At 60.1% G+C, this 18,447-nt stretch carries 14 protein-coding genes; 6 read left to right on the forward strand and 8 right to left on the reverse strand.

The features are described 5' to 3' along the window. The first annotated feature begins 213 nt into the window (after window positions 1-213). The 4 genes from BK660_RS09280 (at window position 214) to BK660_RS09295 (ending at window position 7,647) form a co-directional block, all read left to right on the forward strand. Complete coding sequence (locus BK660_RS09280) at window positions 214-2,355, forward strand: cytochrome-c peroxidase (RefSeq protein WP_123433065.1); 2,142 nt, start codon at window positions 214-216, stop codon at window positions 2,353-2,355. A 146-nt stretch (window positions 2,356-2,501) separates the two neighbouring features. Beyond that, window positions 2,502-3,791: a GGDEF domain-containing protein gene (locus tag BK660_RS09285; protein WP_123433066.1), complete on the forward strand. Its 1,290-nt coding sequence runs from the start codon at window positions 2,502-2,504 to the stop codon at window positions 3,789-3,791. 90 nt (window positions 3,792-3,881) lie between these two features. Then, on the forward strand, window positions 3,882-5,678 hold the full coding sequence (locus BK660_RS09290; protein WP_123433067.1) for an acyl-CoA dehydrogenase C-terminal domain-containing protein: 1,797 nt from the start codon (window positions 3,882-3,884) through the stop codon (window positions 5,676-5,678). Between the two features lie 190 nt (window positions 5,679-5,868). Next, window positions 5,869-7,647: an acyl-CoA dehydrogenase C-terminal domain-containing protein gene (locus BK660_RS09295; protein ID WP_123433068.1), complete on the forward strand. Its 1,779-nt coding sequence runs from the start codon at window positions 5,869-5,871 to the stop codon at window positions 7,645-7,647. 228 nt (window positions 7,648-7,875) lie between these two features. Here the strand turns inward: BK660_RS09295 and BK660_RS09300 are convergent, their stop codons facing one another. Next, a complete protein-coding gene (locus BK660_RS09300; protein ID WP_123433069.1) occupies window positions 7,876-8,805 on the reverse strand; it encodes a LysR family transcriptional regulator in 930 nt (309 codons plus the stop codon). Between the two features lie 169 nt (window positions 8,806-8,974). On the opposite strand from BK660_RS09300, the gene BK660_RS09305 reads away from it, so the two are divergent. Next, the gene (locus BK660_RS09305) at window positions 8,975-10,210 is read left to right on the forward strand and encodes an aspartate aminotransferase family protein (protein WP_123433070.1); all 1,236 of its coding nucleotides are present in this window, start codon (window positions 8,975-8,977) and stop codon (window positions 10,208-10,210) included. A gap of 207 nt (window positions 10,211-10,417) precedes the next feature. Continuing rightward, window positions 10,418-10,576 (forward strand): YqaE/Pmp3 family membrane protein, encoded by a 159-nt coding sequence (locus BK660_RS09310; RefSeq protein WP_007904205.1) that lies wholly within the window; start codon window positions 10,418-10,420, stop codon window positions 10,574-10,576. Between the two features lie 124 nt (window positions 10,577-10,700). Here the strand turns inward: BK660_RS09310 and BK660_RS09315 are convergent, their stop codons facing one another. From BK660_RS09315 to pqqF, 7 genes are all read right to left on the reverse strand, one after another. Next, the gene (locus BK660_RS09315) at window positions 10,701-12,527 is read right to left on the reverse strand and encodes a S9 family peptidase (RefSeq protein ID WP_123433071.1); all 1,827 of its coding nucleotides are present in this window, start codon (window positions 12,525-12,527) and stop codon (window positions 10,701-10,703) included. After that, window positions 12,493-13,635, reverse strand: a complete 1,143-nt coding sequence (pqqE, locus tag BK660_RS09320) for a pyrroloquinoline quinone biosynthesis protein PqqE (protein ID WP_185045050.1) — start codon at window positions 13,633-13,635, stop codon at window positions 12,493-12,495. Before pqqE ends, BK660_RS09315 begins: the two co-directional genes overlap by 35 nt. 4 nt (window positions 13,636-13,639) lie before the next feature. After that, window positions 13,640-13,915 carry a pyrroloquinoline quinone biosynthesis peptide chaperone PqqD gene (gene pqqD, locus BK660_RS09325; RefSeq protein ID WP_123433073.1) on the reverse strand — a complete coding sequence of 92 codons (276 nt, stop codon included), beginning with the start codon at window positions 13,913-13,915 and terminating at the stop codon, window positions 13,640-13,642. Next, window positions 13,912-14,664, reverse strand: a complete 753-nt coding sequence (pqqC, locus tag BK660_RS09330; protein ID WP_123433074.1) for a pyrroloquinoline-quinone synthase PqqC — start codon at window positions 14,662-14,664, stop codon at window positions 13,912-13,914. Before pqqC ends, pqqD begins: the two co-directional genes overlap by 4 nt. A 140-nt stretch (window positions 14,665-14,804) precedes the next feature. Then, window positions 14,805-15,716 carry a pyrroloquinoline quinone biosynthesis protein PqqB gene (gene pqqB, locus BK660_RS09335; RefSeq protein ID WP_123433075.1) on the reverse strand — a complete coding sequence of 304 codons (912 nt, stop codon included), beginning with the start codon at window positions 15,714-15,716 and terminating at the stop codon, window positions 14,805-14,807. 76 nt (window positions 15,717-15,792) lie between these two features. After that, window positions 15,793-15,867: a pyrroloquinoline quinone precursor peptide PqqA gene (gene pqqA / locus BK660_RS09340; protein WP_009045898.1), complete on the reverse strand. Its 75-nt coding sequence runs from the start codon at window positions 15,865-15,867 to the stop codon at window positions 15,793-15,795. A gap of 155 nt (window positions 15,868-16,022) precedes the next feature. After that, window positions 16,023-18,440: a pyrroloquinoline quinone biosynthesis protein PqqF gene (gene pqqF, locus BK660_RS09345; RefSeq protein WP_123433076.1), complete on the reverse strand. Its 2,418-nt coding sequence runs from the start codon at window positions 18,438-18,440 to the stop codon at window positions 16,023-16,025. Between the last annotated feature and the right edge of the window lie 7 nt (window positions 18,441-18,447).

Below are 18,447 nucleotides of genomic sequence, written 5' to 3' on the forward strand. Positions count from 1 at the left end.
ATGGGGGATTTGCACCAAAGTTGAGGCTTGAATGAAAGTTCAAAATTAATTTGTATTTCTTCTGTTGAAATCTTTTGTAACAGCTACAGTTCAAGTAAGCGCCTGCCACGGTGCCTCCCATAGCGTTTCAACTTCGGCAACGACAAAGTCTAACTTTGCCAGTTGAGTGACGCCTCATGCGCGGCAACTCCATCACTGAATAGGGGTGTCATCATGGTGAACTTGAGCCTTTTTGTTCGAACTGTCCGTCTGCCCTGCGTGATCGTCTGCGGGCTGCTCGTTATCTGTCTGCCCGCCAAACATGCATTCGCGGCAACGGCGGCAGAGGTTGATCTGCCCGTGCCGGAAGTCCCTTCCCTGCAGACGCTGCACGGCCTGATCCCGCCTGACCCTTCCGGCACCGAAGGAGGGCGCAAGGTCGACCTGATGACCGACTATGTGCTCAATCGCTCGGCGGCGATTCTGTTGGGCAAGGCACTGTTCTGGGACATGGAGATCGGCAGCGATAACGCGACGGCGTGTGCGTCCTGCCACTTTCATGCAGGTGTCGACCACCGGATCACCAACCAGATCAACCCGGGCCAGGCCAGCACCCATGCCAACGTTTCGTCGATCTTCAACAAACCGTTTGTAGCTTCCGATATTCCAGGCGACGTCCCTTCCTACGCGACCCTGTCCGCCGGCAAGGGCGGCCCCAACTACACGCTGAAGAAAACCGACTTCCCGACCCACGTGTTGGCCGATCCGCTGGATCGCAACTCGCCGATTGTCTACTCGACCGACGATGTGGTCGGCTCGCAAGGGGTGTTCGACGCCAACTTCGTCAAACCGAATCAACCGCGCTTCGACAAATGCACGCAGCAACCGGACGGCGTGTTCCAGGTCGGCGGTATCAATGTGCGGCGCAGTACCGGACGTAATGCCCCGACTGTGATCAACGCCGCGTTCAACGTGCGCAATTTCTGGGACGGTCGGGCGAATAATGTGTTCAACGGCTTTTCGCCGTTCGGCAATCGCGACCCTGATGCCGGGATTTTCGTCACCAGTGATCGCAGCGGGGTGGCCACCAAGGTTCGGCTGGCCCTCAATGATGCCTCTGCCGCCTCGCAGGCCGTGGGCCCGCCCGGCAGCCCTGTGGAAATGTCCTGCGGCGGGCGCACCTTCGCCGACATTGGCCGACGCATGCTCGACTCGCTGATGCTCAAGCAGCAGCGGATTTCATCCTCCGACTCTGTGCTGGGCCCGGTTTCCGGCGCCCGCCGTCCGACCTACCGAGAGTTGATCAAGGCCGCTTTCCAGCCTCGGCTGTGGAACGCCACGCAACAGGTTTCGCTCGGCGGCGCGCCGTACACCCAGATGGAGGCCAACTTCCCGTTGTTCTTCGGACTGGCAATTCAGATGTACGAATCCACCCTGATCTCCGACCAGGCTCCCGTGGATGCTTACTTGCAAGGCAATCAGCAGGCGATGAACGCGCAGCAGGTCGAGGGGATGAACCTGTTCCTGGGCAAGGGCAAGTGCGTCAATTGTCACGGCGGTGCAGAACTGACCAACGCCGCCAGCCGCTTGCTGTTCCATCCCCGTGAGCGGATCGAACGGATGCTGATGGCGGACAACCTCACCGCGCTCTACGACAACGGCTTCTACAACACCGGTGTGCGCCCGACGTCGGAAGACCTGGGGCTCGGCGGATCTGACGCCTGGGGTAACCCGCTGGCGTTCACTCGCGAATACAACACCCAGCTGCAGGGCATCAATGTGCCCGATCCACTGGACGTGGATGTGTGCACCTTTGAAGCGCTGCTGAGCGCGGGATTACCCTGCGATTCGACGCTCAAACCCAATGTCGGCTTCCACGATGCGGTGGATGGCGCCTTCAAAACCCCGACGCTGCGCAACATCGCGCTGACCGGGCCGTACTTCCACAACGGCAGCCGCTCCACACTCAAGCAGGTCGTCGAGTTCTACAACCGCGGTGGTGACCGGCGCGGCTCGGAAGCGAACAACACCAGCGGCTTCGATCATCCGAGTGTGAATCAGCACAACACCTCCAACCTTGATCCGGACATGACCGCCCTGAACCTGACGCCTGATGAAGTGGATGCACTGGTCAAGTTCATGGAAGTCGGGCTGACCGATCCGCGCGTGGCGTGGGAACAAGCGCCTTTCGATCATCCATCGCTGGTCATTCCACAAGGCCACATCGGTGATGAAAATGCCGTGACGTTGAAGCCCGTCAGTCCAAAAATCACTACCCGACAAGCGGCAGACGCGCTGATGACACTCAAGCCGGTCGGTGCGGAAGGGCGCCCGGTTACGGAAGGGCCACTGTTGCCGTTCTACAACGATCTCTGATGGACTCATGTGACTGGCCGCGCTGTTTGCGGCCAGTCACGCACCCGCTAAAAAAACCTGACATTTCGCTCAGTAAGTCGACGTTTCTGCCGTTACAGTAGGTGGGCACAATGCCATCTATTGTCATGACGGTCGGAGCTTTACCCTTGCCGCGTTCTTCCGCTGTACGTTTCAGCCATTTCCTACCGTCGTTACTGCTTTTACTCGCGGGGCTTGCGGCTGCCTACATCAAGGATCTGAACGTTTTCTTCACCTCGCTGTTCAACGTCCTGCCGACGTTGGTGCTGTTGCTCGGCGGTGCGTATTGCGCGGTTTACCGACGTCAGCGCGAGCTGTTTCTGATGGTCACGGTGTACATCGCCTACTTTTTGCTCGACACCCAGACCGATTATTACCGCGACAACGGCAAAGTCCGCGAAGACGCCGCCGTGGTTTTCCATCTGTGTTGCCTGTTGCTGCCGCTGTTGTTCGGGGTGTTCGCGGCCTGGCAGGAACGCACGCACCTGTTTCAAGACATGGTGGCGCGCTTCGCGGTGTTGCTGGCCGTCGGCAGTGTCGCGTTGGGACTGGAGCAAAGTTACCCACAGGCCTTGCTGATGTGGCTGTCGGAAATCCGCTGGCCGGCGCTGCATGGCGCCTGGATGAGCCTGATCCAGCTGGCTTATCCGGTGTTCATCGCTTCGTTCCTGCTGCTGAGCTGGCAATACTGGCGCAACCCGCGACCGCTGCACGCCGCGCAACTGGTGGGTTTGCTCGGGTTGTTCTGGGCGTTGCCGAAAACTTTCATTCTGCCGTTTACCCTCAACATCATGTGCAGTCAGGTGATGCTGATGATTGCCGCGGCGGTCGCCCATGAGGCCTACCAAATGGCTTTCCGCGACGAACTCACCGGCCTGCCGGGCCGTCGCGCCTTGAACGAGCGGATGCAGCGCTTGGGGCGTAATTACGTGCTGGCCATGAGCGACGTGGATCACTTCAAGAAATTCAACGACACCCACGGTCACGATGTCGGCGACCAGGTGCTGCGACTGGTTGCCAGCAAACTGTCGAAAATCGGCGGTGGTGGTAGGGCGTATCGCTACGGCGGTGAAGAATTTGCGCTGGTGTTCGCAGGCAAGACGCTCGAAGAGTGCATGCCGCACCTGGAGGTCATCCGCGAATCCATCGCCACCTACAACATTCAGCTGCGCAATCAGGACAACCGGCCTCAGGATGACCAGCAAGGTCGTCAGCGCCGCTCGGGCCCCGGTGCTTCCAGTGTGTCTGTCACGGTCAGCATCGGTGTCGCCGAACGCGTGGAGCAACGCACTCCCGAGAAGGTGCTCAAGTCGGCGGACGAAGCGCTCTACAGCGCCAAGGGCGCCGGGCGAAACTGCGTGGTGGCGTTCGGTCAGACCCGTCGTGGCGCCGTGCGAATGGACGCCGCTGCGGGTTGAGTGATGATGGCGCATTCAGCGTCTGGACTGTGATTGTGGGGCGTGGTGGCCGGCAGTAGGTTTGAAGCATCTGCTGACGGAGAAATGACCATGCCTGCGTACAAAGCTCCCCTGCGCGATATGCGCTTTCTGATCGACCACGTCTTCGACTTCCACAGCAACTACGCTGCGCTGGGCGCCACCGAGGCCAGCCCGGACATGATCAACGCCATCCTCGAAGAAGGCGCGAAGTTCTGTGAGAACGTTCTGGCCCCGTTGAATCGCAGCGGTGACGAAGAGGGATGCCATTTCGACAATGGCGTGGTGACGACGCCTACAGGCTTCAAGCAAGCTTTCGCACAGTACGTCGAGGGCGGCTGGCACGGTCTGGCGGCGGACCCCGCGTATGGCGGCCAGGGCCTGCCGAGTTCGCTGGGGCTGGTGATCAGCGAAATGGTCGGTTCCAGCAACACCTCGTGGGGCATGTACCCGGGCCTGACCCACGGCGCGATGTCGGCGATCCACGCCCACGGCACCGCAGAACAGAAAAACACTTACCTGAGCAAACTCACCGCGGGCCAATGGACCGGCACCATGTGCCTGACTGAAGCCCATTGCGGCACCGACCTGGGCATCATCAAGACCCGCGCCGTGCCGTCAGCCGATGGCAGCTACGCGATCTCCGGCAGCAAGATTTTCATCTCGGCCGGCGAGCACGATATGAGCGACAACATCATTCATCTGGTGTTGGCGAAACTGCCGGACGCGCCGGCCGGTACCCGAGGCATCTCGCTGTTTATCGTTCCAAAATTCCTGCCCGATGCCGAGGGTGAGGCGGGCGAGCGCAATGGCGTTTCCTGCGGTTCGATCGAACACAAAATGGGCATCAAGGCGTCGGCGACCTGCGTCCTGAACTTCGATGGCGCCAAGGGTTTCCTGATCGGGGAGCCGAACAAAGGCCTGAACTGCATGTTCACCATGATGAACCACGCGCGCCTCGGCACCGGGATGCAGGGCTTGTGTCTGGGCGAAGCGAGCTTTCAGGGCGCGATCAAATACGCCAACGACCGCCTGCAAATGCGCTCCCTGACCGGCCCGAAAACACCAGAGAAAACTGCTGACCCGATCATCGTCCATCCTGACGTGCGTCGGATGTTGCTTACCATGAAAGCCTTCAACGAAGGCAACCGCGCACTGACTTACTTCACCGCGCAGTTGCTGGACGTGGCGCATCTGAGCGCGGATGAAAGCGCCCGCCAGGACGCCGAAGACCTGCTGGCCTTCCTGACGCCGATCTGCAAAGCCTTCATGACCGATACCGGGCTGGAAGTGACCAACCACGGTATGCAGGTGTTTGGCGGGCACGGGTTTATTCGTGAATGGGGCATGGAGCAGTTGGTGCGCGACTGCCGGATTGCGCCCATCTACGAAGGCACCAACGGAATCCAGGCGCTGGACTTGCTCGGGCGCAAAGTGCTCGGCAGTCAGGGCAAGCTGCTGCGTGGCTTTACCAAAATCGTCCATAAGTTCTGTGCAGCGAACGCGGAACACCCACAACTTGGCAGCTACGTAGCGCAGCTCAACACGCTGAATCAGCAGTGGGGCGAATTGACCACCAAGGTCGGCATGGCCGCGATGAAGAATGCCGATGAAGTCGGCGCGGCCTCAGTGGACTACTTGATGTACAGCGGTTACATCATCCTCGGCTATCTGTGGCTGCGCATGGCGTTGGTGGCTCAGGCGCAACTCGATGCGGGCAGCGGCGATGCCGATTATTGCCAGGGCAAACTCGCAACCAACGAGTTTTACTTCAAGCGTTTGCTGCCGCGCACTGCCGCTCATCGGGCGGCCATCGAAGCGGGCAGTGATTGCTTGATGAAGCTTCCAGCGGAGTTGTTTGCGCTTTAGTCTTTTAAAATGAGCAACAAAGGAAGCTCGCGTCACTGCGGGCTTTTTTTATGACCAAATGGTCAGTGACTAAACATTACAAAACGGTCATGGGCTGACCCTATGTGTCGTAAAAGTTGTTGGGTTACACTCGGGCCCAACGAATGCATCACTCCTACGAATCACCTGTTTAGATCTTGCGAGGTTTGCCATGGCTGACTACAAAGCGCCGCTGCGCGATATGCGCTTCGTTCTCAATGAAGTTTTCGAAGTCTCCAAACTCTGGGCCGAGCTGCCCGCGTTGGCCGAGACCGTCGATGCGGAAACCGTCGAAGCCATTCTTGAAGAAGCCGGCAAGGTCACCAGCAAAAGCATCGCGCCCCTGAGCCGTGCCGCTGACGAAGAAGGTTGCCATTGGGCGGACGGTGCCGTCACCACGCCGGCAGGTTTCCCACAGGCTTATCAGACTTACGCTGAAGGCGGCTGGGTTGGCGTCGGCGGTGATCCGACCTACGGCGGCATGGGCATGCCCAAGGCTGTTTCGGCTCAGGTCGAAGAGATGGTCAACTCCGCCAGCCTGTCGTTCGGTCTGTACCCGATGCTGACCGCCGGTGCCTGCCTGTCGATCAATGCCCACGCCAGCGAAGAGCTGAAAGCCGCGTACCTGCCGAACATGTACGCCGGCGTCTGGGCCGGTTCCATGTGCCTGACCGAGCCACACGCCGGTACTGACCTTGGGATCATCCGCACCAAGGCTGAACCTCAGGCCGACGGTTCCTACAAAGTCAGCGGCACCAAGATCTTCATCACCGGTGGCGAGCACGACCTGACCGAAAACATCATTCACCTGGTGCTGGCGAAACTGCCGGACGCACCGGCCGGTCCGAAAGGTATTTCGCTGTTCCTGGTGCCGAAGTACATGGTCAATGCCGACGGCAGCCTGGGTGCACGCAACCCTTTGAGCTGCGGTTCGATCGAACACAAGATGGGCATCCAGGCGTCCGCGACCTGCGTGATGAACTTCGATGAAGCCATCGGTTACTTGGTCGGCGAGCCGAACAAGGGTCTGGCGGCGATGTTCACCATGATGAACTACGAGCGTCTGGGCGTCGGTATCCAGGGCCTGGCCACCGGTGAGCGTTCGTACCAGAACGCCGTTGAGTACGCTCGCGATCGTCTGCAAAGCCGTTCGCCGACCGGCGCGCAGAACAAGGACAAAGTCGCCGACCCGATCATCGTCCACCCGGACGTGCGTCGCATGCTGCTGACCATGAAAGCCTCGAACGAAGGCGGCCGTGCCTTCTCGACTTACGTGGCCATGCAACTGGACACCGCCAAATTCAGCGAAGACGCGACCACCCGCAAACGCGCTGAAGATCTGGTGGCGTTGCTGACCCCGGTGGCCAAGGCGTTCCTGACCGACCTCGGTCTGGAAACCACGGTCCACGGCCAGCAGGTGTTCGGCGGCCACGGTTACATCCGTGAGTGGGGCCAGGAGCAACTGGTGCGCGACGTGCGCATCACCCAGATCTACGAAGGCACCAACGGCATTCAGGCGCTGGACCTGGTCGGGCGCAAGATCGTCGGCACCGGCGGGGCGTTCTACAACCTGTTCGCTGACGAGATCCGTCACTTCACCGCGACCGCCAGCGCCGATCTGGCCGAGTTCACCAAGCCGCTGAACGACGCCGTGACCACCCTCGACGAACTGACCGCCTGGTTGCTGGATCGCGCGAAAAACAACCCGAATGAAATCGGCGCGGCGTCGGTCGAGTACCTGCAAACCTTCGGTTATGTGGCGTACGCCTACATGTGGGCGTTGATGGCCAAAGCCGCATCGGGCAAAGAAGCGCAGGACGATTTCTACGCCAGCAAGCTGGGCACGGCGCGCTTCTACTTCGCTCGTCTGCTGCCACGCATTCACTCGTTGAGCGCGTCGGTGAAGGCAGGCAGCGAATCGCTGTTCTTGCTGGATGCTGCGCAGTTCTGACAAACGTGACGTCATGTAAGCATTCTCTTACATGACGTGCTGCTGTTTTCCCATAGGCGTAGATTGGATCCACAGCTAATCTACTTCACATGGACGTCGCGCAGGAAGCGCAAAGCAACAACACGGACACGTAGGATTCTGCCAGGACGGCGGAGTGAAATGGATGTCAGGGAAACAGTCTGCAAAGCCCCGCTTCGGCGGGGTTTTCTTTTGCCCGCAGAAAAGTTTCTAGCTCAGCCCATCAAGGGTTTCCGAGCTGTTCAAACGGTCATCGGGTCCGTTAATCACTTCCTCCAGCAGCGTGCGTAACAAGGCCATCGAGGTCTGTTGCCGCTGTACATCCCGGCAGACCAATCCGACTTTCAGCGGTACCCGTGGCTCAGTCAGCGGTTTCCACAGCAGTTCGTTGTTGCCGAGCGCCTTTTGCGAGCGTCCGGGCAGCACCGTCGCCAGTCGGGTATGTGGCAGGCTGTCGAGAATCCCCGCCATGTTATTCAGTTCGGCCTGCACCTGTGGGCGCCTGCCGAGGCTGGCCAGTTGCGTCTGCCAGATCTGGCGTACCTGGAACTCTTCTCCCAGCAACAGCATCGGCAACTCGGCGGCCTGACTCATGGAGACTTTCTTGAATTCGCGCAACGGGTGATCGGCGGGGATCACCAGGGTCAGTTCATCTTCGTACAGCATCACGCCATGCAATCCTGGCTGACGCGGCGGCAGGTAGCTGATGCCGATGTCCAGCGAGCCGTTTAGCAGTCGTCGCTCGATTTCCAGCCCGGTCAGTTCGTAGATCTGCACCACCAGATGCGGTTGAGCCTTGCGTACCCGCTCAAGCATCTGCGGCACCAGGCTGGTGTGCACGGTTTGCAGGACGCCGATGGCCAATGTGCGCAGCGCCTGTCCCTTGAAATTGCCCAATGCCTCGCGCGCCCGCTGCATGCCGTCGAGCAATGGCACGGCATGGTTGTACAAGGTGTGAGCGGCCAGGGTGGGCAGCAGGCGTTTGCTGCTGCGCTCAAACAGGCTCACATCTAGGTTCTGTTCGAGATGGCGGATCTGCTGGGACAACGCCGGCTGGGAGATTGAAAGCCGCTCGGCAGCCCGGCCGACGTGGCCTTCTTCGTAGACCGCGACGAAATAACGCAGTTGCTTGAAATCCATAAGGAACGCTTATCGAAAATGCTGGGAAATCGAAATGGCTCGAGGCCGGGCAAGCGCCTATTCTAACCGCATTCACAAGGCTTACAGGGCCATAGAACGCGATGAATATCGTTTGCGCCGAAGGTGTTTACATAGGTAAGGCAAAAAACCTCAATCGAGGTTTTTTTGGATGAATCTGTTCAATTTGCGGCGCAATCCGCCGAGTCTTGATGACATTGTTGCGGACACTTTCCAGCCGTCCCACCGCGACAACCTTTCCAGCGAGTGCCTGATGCCCAGCGTCGAGCGGCCGAAACAAATTTTCGTGCGCGGCCAGGGCTCCTGGTTGTGGGACAGCGATGACCGCGCTTACCTGGACTTCACGCAAGGTGGCGGGGTCAACAGCCTGGGGCACAGTCCTTCGATATTGGTCCAGGCGATTTCGCAACAGGCTCAATCACTGATCAACCCCGGTTTTGCTGTGCACAATCACAGCATGCTCAACCTTGCCGGGCGCCTCTGCACCGCCACTGGCAGTGATCAGGCGTACCTGCTCAACAGTGGCCGCGAAGCGTGTGACGCGGCGATCAAACTGGCGTGCAAGTGGGGCCAACGCTATCGCGGTGGGGCTTCGCGGATCATCGTTGCCGGCAACGGCTACACAGACCGTAGTTTCGGAACGATGGCGGATTTGCATCAGGTTCCCTTCAATGATCTTGCGGCAATGCATGCAGCGGTCGACGCGCGGACCGTAGCAATCATGCTTGAACCGATCCAGAACGAAGCGGGAGTGATTCCGGCCGCCGAGCATTACCTCAAGGGTGTTGAACGCCTGTGTCGTGAGCTGGGGATTTTGCTGATTCTCGACGAAGGGCAAACCGGTATCGGGCGTTGTGGCACATTGCTCGCGGAACAGTCCTACGGCGTTCGGGCAGATATCGTCGTCCTCGGCGAAGGGCTGGGCGGTGGTGTGCCGCTCGCTGCGTTGCTGGCACGAGGCAAGGCCTGCTGTTTCGAGATCGGCGAACTGAGTGGCACCCATCATGGCAATGCCCTGATGACGGCGGCCGGGCTGGCGGTACTCGACAGCGTGCGGGACAAGGGTTTTCTCGAGTATGTCAGGGAAACCGGGCAGCACCTGCGTGAAGGCCTCGGGCGTCTGGCTCATCGATATGGTCACGGCGAATTGCGTGGGCAAGGTCTGCTTTGGGGGCTGACGCTGTCGGACGATTCGGCCGACGCCGTAGTCAGTGCCGCGCGGTACGAAGGCCTGTTGCTCAACGCCCCGCAACCCGACTGCCTGCGCTTCACCCCCGCACTGACGGTCAGCAACGCCAACATCGACGAAATGCTCCTGCGCCTGACCCGCGCCTTCTCCCGTGTGCGCACCGCGCAATTGCGGTGCCGCAAAGGGATTGCGGTCTGATCAGACCTGTCTCACACACATTCCAGAACCGTCTCGCGGTAATAACGCATCGCCCCACGTTTGATTCTTTTCGCGTGGGGCGTTTTTTTGTGTGCAAAGCACAGCGAAGTTTTGGCTGAAGGGGGGAAGGGACTGAACCCTGACGAACGGCACAGGTCGATTAACTGTAGGGCTCACACGAGCCACTTCCAATCAGGAGCTGCCCCCATGGACTTTATTCGAATCATCATCGCCATTCTGTTGCCGCCATTGGGTGTGTTTCTGCAAGTCGGTTTCGCCGGGGCGTTCTGGCTGAATATTCTGCTGACGTTGTGCGGTTATATTCCGGGGATCGTGCATGCGGTTTATATCATCGCCAAGCGCTGAGCTTGGCGGCGTCAGGTAGATCGCTTTCGCGAGCAAGCCCGCTCTCACATTTGAAATGCATTCCAATGTGGGAGCGGGCTTGCTCGCGAAGGGGGCGCCACAATTTCCGGATTGATCTCAGACTTCAGTCCACCAACTCCATCACCCGCCGATAAAACAACCACTCCTGCTCCAGCGCATGCGCCTGATTGCTCGCCTTGCGAAAGCCATGGCGTTCGTCCGCGTAGTAATGCGCTTCAACCAGAATGCCGTTGTCCTGCAGCGCAGTAACCATATCGCGGGTCTGTTGCGGCACGACCACCGCGTCCAGTTCCCCTTGAAAGAAAATCACCGGCACGCTGATGTTGCCCGCATGCAGCAGCGGCGTGCGCGCGGCATAGCGCTCGGCGTCCTCCTGCGGATCGCCGATCAGCCAGTCCAGATAATCGCCTTCGAATTTATGCGTTGCTCGCCCCAATGCCACGGGATCGCTGACGCCATACAAACTGGCACCTGCGCGGAAAACCTTCTGAAACGCCAGCGCACACAACGTCGTATAACCGCCGGCACTGCCGCCGCGGATAAACGCTTTTTCACCGTCGACCAATCCACGTTCGGCGAGATGGGCGACCACTGCGCAGGCGTCTTCTACATCGACGTCGCCCCAACTCAAATGCAGCGCCTGCCGATAGGCCCGGCCATAGCCGCTGCTGCCTCGATAATTGAGATCGGCGACGGCAAAGCCGCGTTGCGCCCAGTATTGAATGCGTGGGTCGAGCATCGGGTAGCACGCCGACGTCGGGCCGCCGTGGATGAACACCACCAGCGGCGGTTTTGCGTCGCCGGTCATCGCTGGATAGAAGAAACCGTGGGCTTCACCTGAGCCGCTCGGGTAACGCAGGGTTTGCGGGACGCTGATCTGTGCGGCGGGCAACGGTGCAACCCCGCCGGCCAGTACCTTGACCTGGCGGCTGGTGCGGTCGATGGCGATCACCGCCGACGAACTCACCGGTGATGCGGCGATGCAGTAAATGAATTGTTCATCCAGCGCCAGATGGCGGAAGCGACTGTAGGCACCGGTGAAATTTTCGACGGTCTCACCGCAAAGGCCCAGTCGGCCAAAACCTTCTTCGGTCCAACTGGCCAAGTAGTTGTCTTCACCCAAAGGCAGCCAGGTGCAACCTCCTAGTTGCCAAGGCGCCGGCCCATGATCGGCTGCGGCACAGGGCAATGGGCGCAAACCGTCTGCAGATTCCACCCATGGCTGCCAAAAACCGCCACGGTCGGTCAGACAAAGCAGTCGACCGCTGTCATCGAATCGAGGTTGTTGCAGCGACTCTTGAACACCTTCGCCAGACACGCATCGTGGCGACGCAAATCCGCCATCGCTCTGACGTTCGGCAACCATCAGCCGCGTCGCGGTCCAGGGCTGATCCGGCCGGCTCCATTCGATCCACGCGAGGCGCTGCGAGTCCGGGCTCAAGGTCGGCGACGCGTAGAAGTCGGCACCTTCTGCCAACAGGTGACGCGTGCCGTCCTTCACATCAATCGCCACCAATCGATGCCGTTCGCGGTTCTCTTCAACCGCCAGAACCTGGCCGTTGGCGAATTGCAGATCGCCGTAACGGCAATCGCCTGAGGTCAGCCCTTCAGGCGTTTCACCCGTCAGCGATTGCCGATACAGCTGCTGGTCCGCCTCGTTGACGAAAACGATCCCGTCATCGGTCAGGCAAAACGCGCCGCCGCCGTATTCGTACACCCGGCTGCGTACGCTGAAACCCGCGGGTGTCAGGCAATGTGCCTGGCCATCGCGCCAATGCCAGATCCGGCACGCGCCGTCTTCAGGTCGGTACTCGTTCCAGAACAAGCCATTGCGACCGACCTGCAACTCGGCGAAATCGACACCGGCAGCGACGGCTTTAGCCGCGCTGAAGGGCTCAGCTTTTTGCGATGAGGCGTGAGTTTCGTTCATTGCGAAAGGCCAGTTGTTCGATGGTCTGGGTCGCGTGCTCGGCTTCTTCGCGGGCCTTGAGGATCACGCCGTGATGTTCGGATTTGCTGCACACCGGGTCGGCGTTACTCGCATCGCCCGTGAGCATGAACGCCTGGCAGCGGCAGCCGCCGAAGTCCTTTTCTTTCTCGTCGCAGGAGCGGCACGGTTCGGGCATCCAGTCGTAACCGCGAAAGCGGTTGAAGCCAAACGAGTCGTACCAGATGTGTTGCATGCTGTGGTCGCGCACGTTGGGAAACTGCACTGGCATCTGTCGGGCGCCGTGGCAGGGCAGGGCGGTGCCGTCCGGCGTGACCGTCAGAAAGATGCTGCCCCAGCCGTTCATGCAGGCTTTCGGGCGCTCTTCGTAATAGTCCGGCGTGACGAAAATCAGCTTGCACGGATGCCCTTCGGTTTCGAGCTTGGCGCGGTATTCATTGGTGATGCGTTCGGCGCGGACCAGCTGTTCCTTGGTCGGCAACAGGCCGACCCGGTTAAGCTGCGCCCAACCGTAAAACTGGCAGGTGGCGAGCTCGACGAAGTCCGCTTCAAGCGCGATGCACAGCTCGATGATGCGGTCGATCTTGTCGATGTTGTGCCGGTGGGTGACGAAATTCAGCACCATCGGATAGCCGTGAGCCTTCACCGCGCGGGCCATTTCCAGCTTCTGCGCAAAGGCCTTTTTCGAGCCGGCCAGCAGGTTGTTCACTTGCTCATCGCTGGCCTGAAAGCTGATCTGGATGTGGTCCAGGCCGGCCTTTTTGAAGTCGCTGATTTTCTGCTCGGTCAGGCCAATGCCGGAGGTGATCAGGTTGGTGTAGAAACCCAGTTTGCGCGCTTCGGCGATCAACTCGGCGAGGTCCTGGCGCACCAACGGCTCACCACCGGAAAAGCCCAACTGCGCCGCGCCCATCTCCCGCGCTTCGCGGAACACCTTGATCCACTGCTCGGTGCTCAGCTCTTTGCCTTGCTCGGCGAAGTCCAGCGGATTGGAGCAGTACGGGCATTGCAACGGGCAGCGGTAGGTCAGCTCGGCCAGCAACCACAGCGGCAGGCCGATTTCCGGTTTGGGCGGTAACGTGCCTGACACAGAATCAGGCAAGTTCGATCCAGTGCTGAGCACGGGCGACCTCCATGAATTGCTCGATGTCTTCACCGAGCTCGGGCACGCCGGGGAACTGCTCGTCCAGTTTGGCAATGATCGCCGCGACATCGCGTTTGCCGTCGATCAAACCGCCGATCAGCGCGGCGCTTTCATTGAGTTTGATCATGCCTTCCGGGTACAGCAGCACATGGCCTTTTTGCGCTGGTTCGTACTGGTAACGGTAGCCGGTACGCCAGGTCGGGGTCTTGCTGCGGTCGAAACTCATAAGGTGATTCCTTTGTGCCAGACCCGTTGCTCGGTCACGCTGTGATACGGCGGGCGTTTCAGTTCGTAGGCCATGCTCATGGCGTCGAGCATGCTCCAAAGAATGTCCAGTTTGAACTGGAGAATTTCCAGCATGCGCTCCTGGCCTTCCCGTGTCGTGTAGTGCTGCAAGGTGATCGCCAGACCGTGTTCGACATCGCGGCGCGCCTGGCCCAGGCGAGTGCGGAAATACTCGTAGCCGGCCGGGTCGATCCACGGGTAATGCTGTGGCCAGCTGTCCAGGCGCGATTGGTGGATCTGCGGTGCGAACAGTTCGGTCAGCGAGCTGCTGGCGGCTTCCTGCCAACTGGCCCGGCGGGCGAAGTTGACGTAGGCATCGACGGCGAAACGCACGCCGGGCAGGACCAGTTCCTGGGAGCGCAGTTGATCCGGGTCGAGGCCTACCGCTTGGCCCAAACGCAGCCAGGCTTCGATGCCGCCGTCTTCGCCGGGAGCGCCGTCGTGGTCGAGCAGGCGCTGGATCCACTCGCGACGGATCTCGCGGTCCGGGCAATTGGCGAGGATCGCGGCGTCTTTCAGGGGAATGTTCACCTGATAGTAGAAGCGGTTGGCGACCCAGCCCTGGATTTGCTCGCGGCTCGCCCGACCGTCATACATCGCCACGTGGTAGGGGTGATGGATGTGGTAGTAGGCGCCTTTGGCGCGCAGGGCCGCCTCGAATTCGGCGGGGGACATTGGGGTGTCAGTCATTGCAGTTCTCCGGAAAACAACCGGTGGATTCTTGGGTGTCAGGACCGGCCTCATCGCCAGCAGGCTGGCTCCCACAGTTGATCGCATTCCCCTGTGGGAGCCAGCCTGCTGGCGATAGACCGCGCAGCGGTCTCGATGTCCTACAACACAATACTCATGCCGTCATACGCCACTTCAACACTCCGCCGAACCAGCTCGGCACGCTCCGGCGAATCCTCATCCAGAATCGGATTGGTGTTGTTGATGTGGATAAGCACCTTGCGCTGCTTGGGCAATTGCTCCAGCACTTCCAGCATGCCGCCAGGTCCGTTCTGCGCCAGATGGCCCATTTCCCGACCGGTGCGGGTGCCGACGCCACGGCGCTGCATTTCGTCGTCGTCCCACATCGTGCCGTCCACCAGCAGGCAATCACTGCCGGCCATGATCTCCAGTAGCGGCGCGTCGACCTTGCCCAGCCCCGGTGCGTAGAACAGCTTGCCGCCAGTGCTCAGGTCTTCAACGATCAGGCCGATGTTGTCGCCGGGGTGCGGGTCGAAGCGGTGTGGCGAATAGGGCGGGGCGGCGCTGCGCAGGGGCAGCGGGGTGAAACGCAGGTTCGGGCAGGCCGCAATGGTGAAGCTGCGGTCGAGTTCGATCCGGTTCCAGTCCAGCCCGCCATTCCAGTGGGTCAGCATGGTGAACAGCGGAAAACCGGTGCTCAAATCTTCATGGACCATGTCAGTGCACCAGACCTGATGCGGACACCCTTCGCGCAGGCTGAGCAGGCCGGTGGTGTGGTCGATCTGGCTGTCCATCAGGATGATCGCGCTGATGCCGGTGTCGCGCAGGGCCCGGCCCGGTTGCATCGGGGCGAAACTCTGGAGTTGGGCGCGAATGTCCGGCGAAGCGTTGCACAGCACCCAATTCACGCCATCATCGGAAATGGCGATGGACGATTGGGTCCGCGCCTTGGCGTTCAGGCTGCCATCGCGAAAACCGGCGCAGTTCACGCAGTTGCAGTTCCACTGGGGGAAACCGCCGCCGGCGGCGGAACCTAGAATCTGGACAAACATGGCCGCTCCATCATTCGAAAACTGAAAATAAAAACGCCTCGGCGAGCCGAGGCGTTGGCACTGCGATACAAAAAGATTAGCGGCTTGCGAAGTACATGGTGACTTCAAAGCCGATACGCAGGTCGGTGTAAGCGGGTTTGGACCAGGACATGGGAGCGCTCCTTCAGGTGATGGGACAGTTGAGATCTATACATATAGTCCACCTCCAGCCGGAGATGTTCAGATAGTTAGGTTGCTATGTTACTCAAAATTACAGGGCGGTTGCCCGTGAAACTTTGAGAAAGCTAATTGCAGCGCCTGTAATGATCATTTTGTCACTTGCCAAACCGAGCTCGGGCTTGGGCCGCTGGCCAGGCAGCGCCATCCGCCGAGCGCTTGATTCAATCGCTGTGCGGCGCCCAATAGTGCATTGCGGTCGATCAGCAGAATTGTTTCAGGCAGGCGCTCCAGACAATCCGACGAGTGGCCAGCCAGTTTGCCCTGCCACAGCAGTTCGGCTGCCTGAGGGACGGGCAGGGTGTTCAGGTCGAATTGGTCTGCCAAAGACTGGCGTTGAGCGGTTAGCGTCGCCTCGTCCATGCCTTCGATCAATCCTGGCAAGTCGCTTAGAAAGTGTTCGATGTGTTCCAGCAAGCCTGCCGGTGCGACGCTCGGTGATTGCACGCCGAACAGTATCCCGGTCTGCCCATGGATCTGGCGCAAGGAGCTGAACACGGCATAACCCAGTTGCAAATCCACCCGCAGGCGCTGATAGAACGGCGTCTGGCACAGGTGCGCGAGCAGCCGGCAGGCGGCTTCGTCGGTGACGTCCTGCGTGGCGGTCGGACAGAACAGTAACAGCGCGTGTTCGCTGGTACCGGTGTCGACAGTTGTCCACAGGCGCTGCGCGTTGATCGAGGGCGGCGACGATGGTTGATCCGCAACACCGGGCACGCGGCTCAGCGCCAAACCCATCGCCGCTTGTGTCTGTGCCGACAGGCCAACGGCCAGGCCTTCCCAGCGCGCGCTCGACCAAATCTGCTGCCAATCCCCTGAATCAGCAGCAGGTTCAAGACAAAGACCAGGCAGTGCCTTTAGCAGTTGCTTGATCGGCATCAATGGGGCGCTTGGCGGTTCAGCCTTTGAGAGTCCGTGTGTTGTCAGCTCTTTCAAGGCGTGTTCGAGGACAGTTGGCATCGGTGCCTGTAGCCCGGTCATCTTCAGCAGCCATTCATTGCCTGAGGCGCTGAAGGAAAAGTCGACACCGGCCTGACGCGCATCTTCGCGCAAAGGCTGCAACTGGTTTTCCAGGCTCGACTGAAGACTGGCGAGAGGCGTGAAGTCGAGTCGCCAGCGCAGATATATCGCGCCTTCATCGGTATTATCTGGCAGCGCCGAACTGAACTGCATCGGGGAGTTTTCGCGACGACTGCGCGAGCGGTCCTGGGCAAACGTGCGCAGACCACGGTGTTTGCTGGTCTGGCCGCGAATCAGCCCGGCATTGGCCGCGGGCGCTTCGCTGCGTAAAAACGGATTCGGCGTCGGCAGTTGCCATTCGCCGCTGAAGTTATCCACAGCACCGATTTTCTTCAGGATGTCTTTCAGCGCTATAACGCCCTGTTCCGATAACCCTGTTTCCAGCTGCTCGGCGTCCCGCTGAGCCAGTTGCAAGGCACCGCTGACCTGCTGTTGGCGTTGCAACAGGGCGGCGTATTCTTCGCGCAAGCCGGCCCAGTCTTGATGGGAGGCAAAGAAGCCCAGCCAGTCGAGAAGCTTCTGGCGAATCACGCTTTGCGATTGAGTAGTGATGAACTCGATGTGCAGCAAGGCTTGCCCGGCGAATTGATACAGCGGCGCAGCTTTGAGGCTGTCAGCCAGGCCTTGTTCTCGCAGCGTTGCCACCAGTCCGCCGGGTTTCGCGGCGTTCAGCCAATGGCACAGAAATGCCAATGCCTCAGACGATGACTCAGGTAACGCTTCGAACGCGAACAGAAGATCCAGCCGACGCTCGCCAGTCTGTTGATAAGTCGTTTGCGAAGCGTTCATCAGCGCTTCAGGTGCGTGTTGCGGGACTCGTTGCCCGACGGGAATCCCGGTGCCAAAACCCTGAGCCATCTCACGCAGCTCATCGAGAGTTTGCGGCCCGGCCAGGCTCAGGGCCATCTGCCCGGTCTGATAAAACCGCTGATGGAAATCCTGCAGCGCTTGCTGAAACTCAGGCTGCGGCACCGGCAGGCTGTCGCGGTTGCCGGCATGAAACCCGCGCAAGGGATGCGTCGATGAAAGCCCGTCGAACAACGCCGATTGCTGTTGTGCCAGCGCATCCTGCGACCAGGCGACAAATTCCGCATGCAGCACTTCCCGCTCCCGCAACTGATCGTCCGGATTCATACGCGGATGAGCGAGCATGTCTGACAGACGCTCCAGCCCACCGGCAAACACCTGAGTCGGCAGCTCGAAAAAGAAGTCGGTCGTGCGCTCACTGGTTCGTGCGTTGACTTGACCGCCATGACCCTGAACGTAGGCCATCAGCCCTTGCCCGGCAGGAAAGCGCTCCGTCCCCAGAAACAGCAAATGCTCCAGAAAATGCGCCAGACCGGGCCACGCCAGGGGCACATCGTGACTGCCCGCCGCAACGCGCAGCACCGCCGCGCAGCGCTTCAAATTCGGGGCATGACGCAGCGTCACCCGCAAGCCATTGGCCAGGGTTTCAGTGTGGGGGCGAGGGTGATTCAGCGCAGGCATGAGCACT

This window comes from Pseudomonas brassicacearum (assembly GCF_003732265.1).
Lineage (GTDB): Bacteria > Pseudomonadota > Gammaproteobacteria > Pseudomonadales > Pseudomonadaceae > Aquipseudomonas > Aquipseudomonas brassicacearum_D.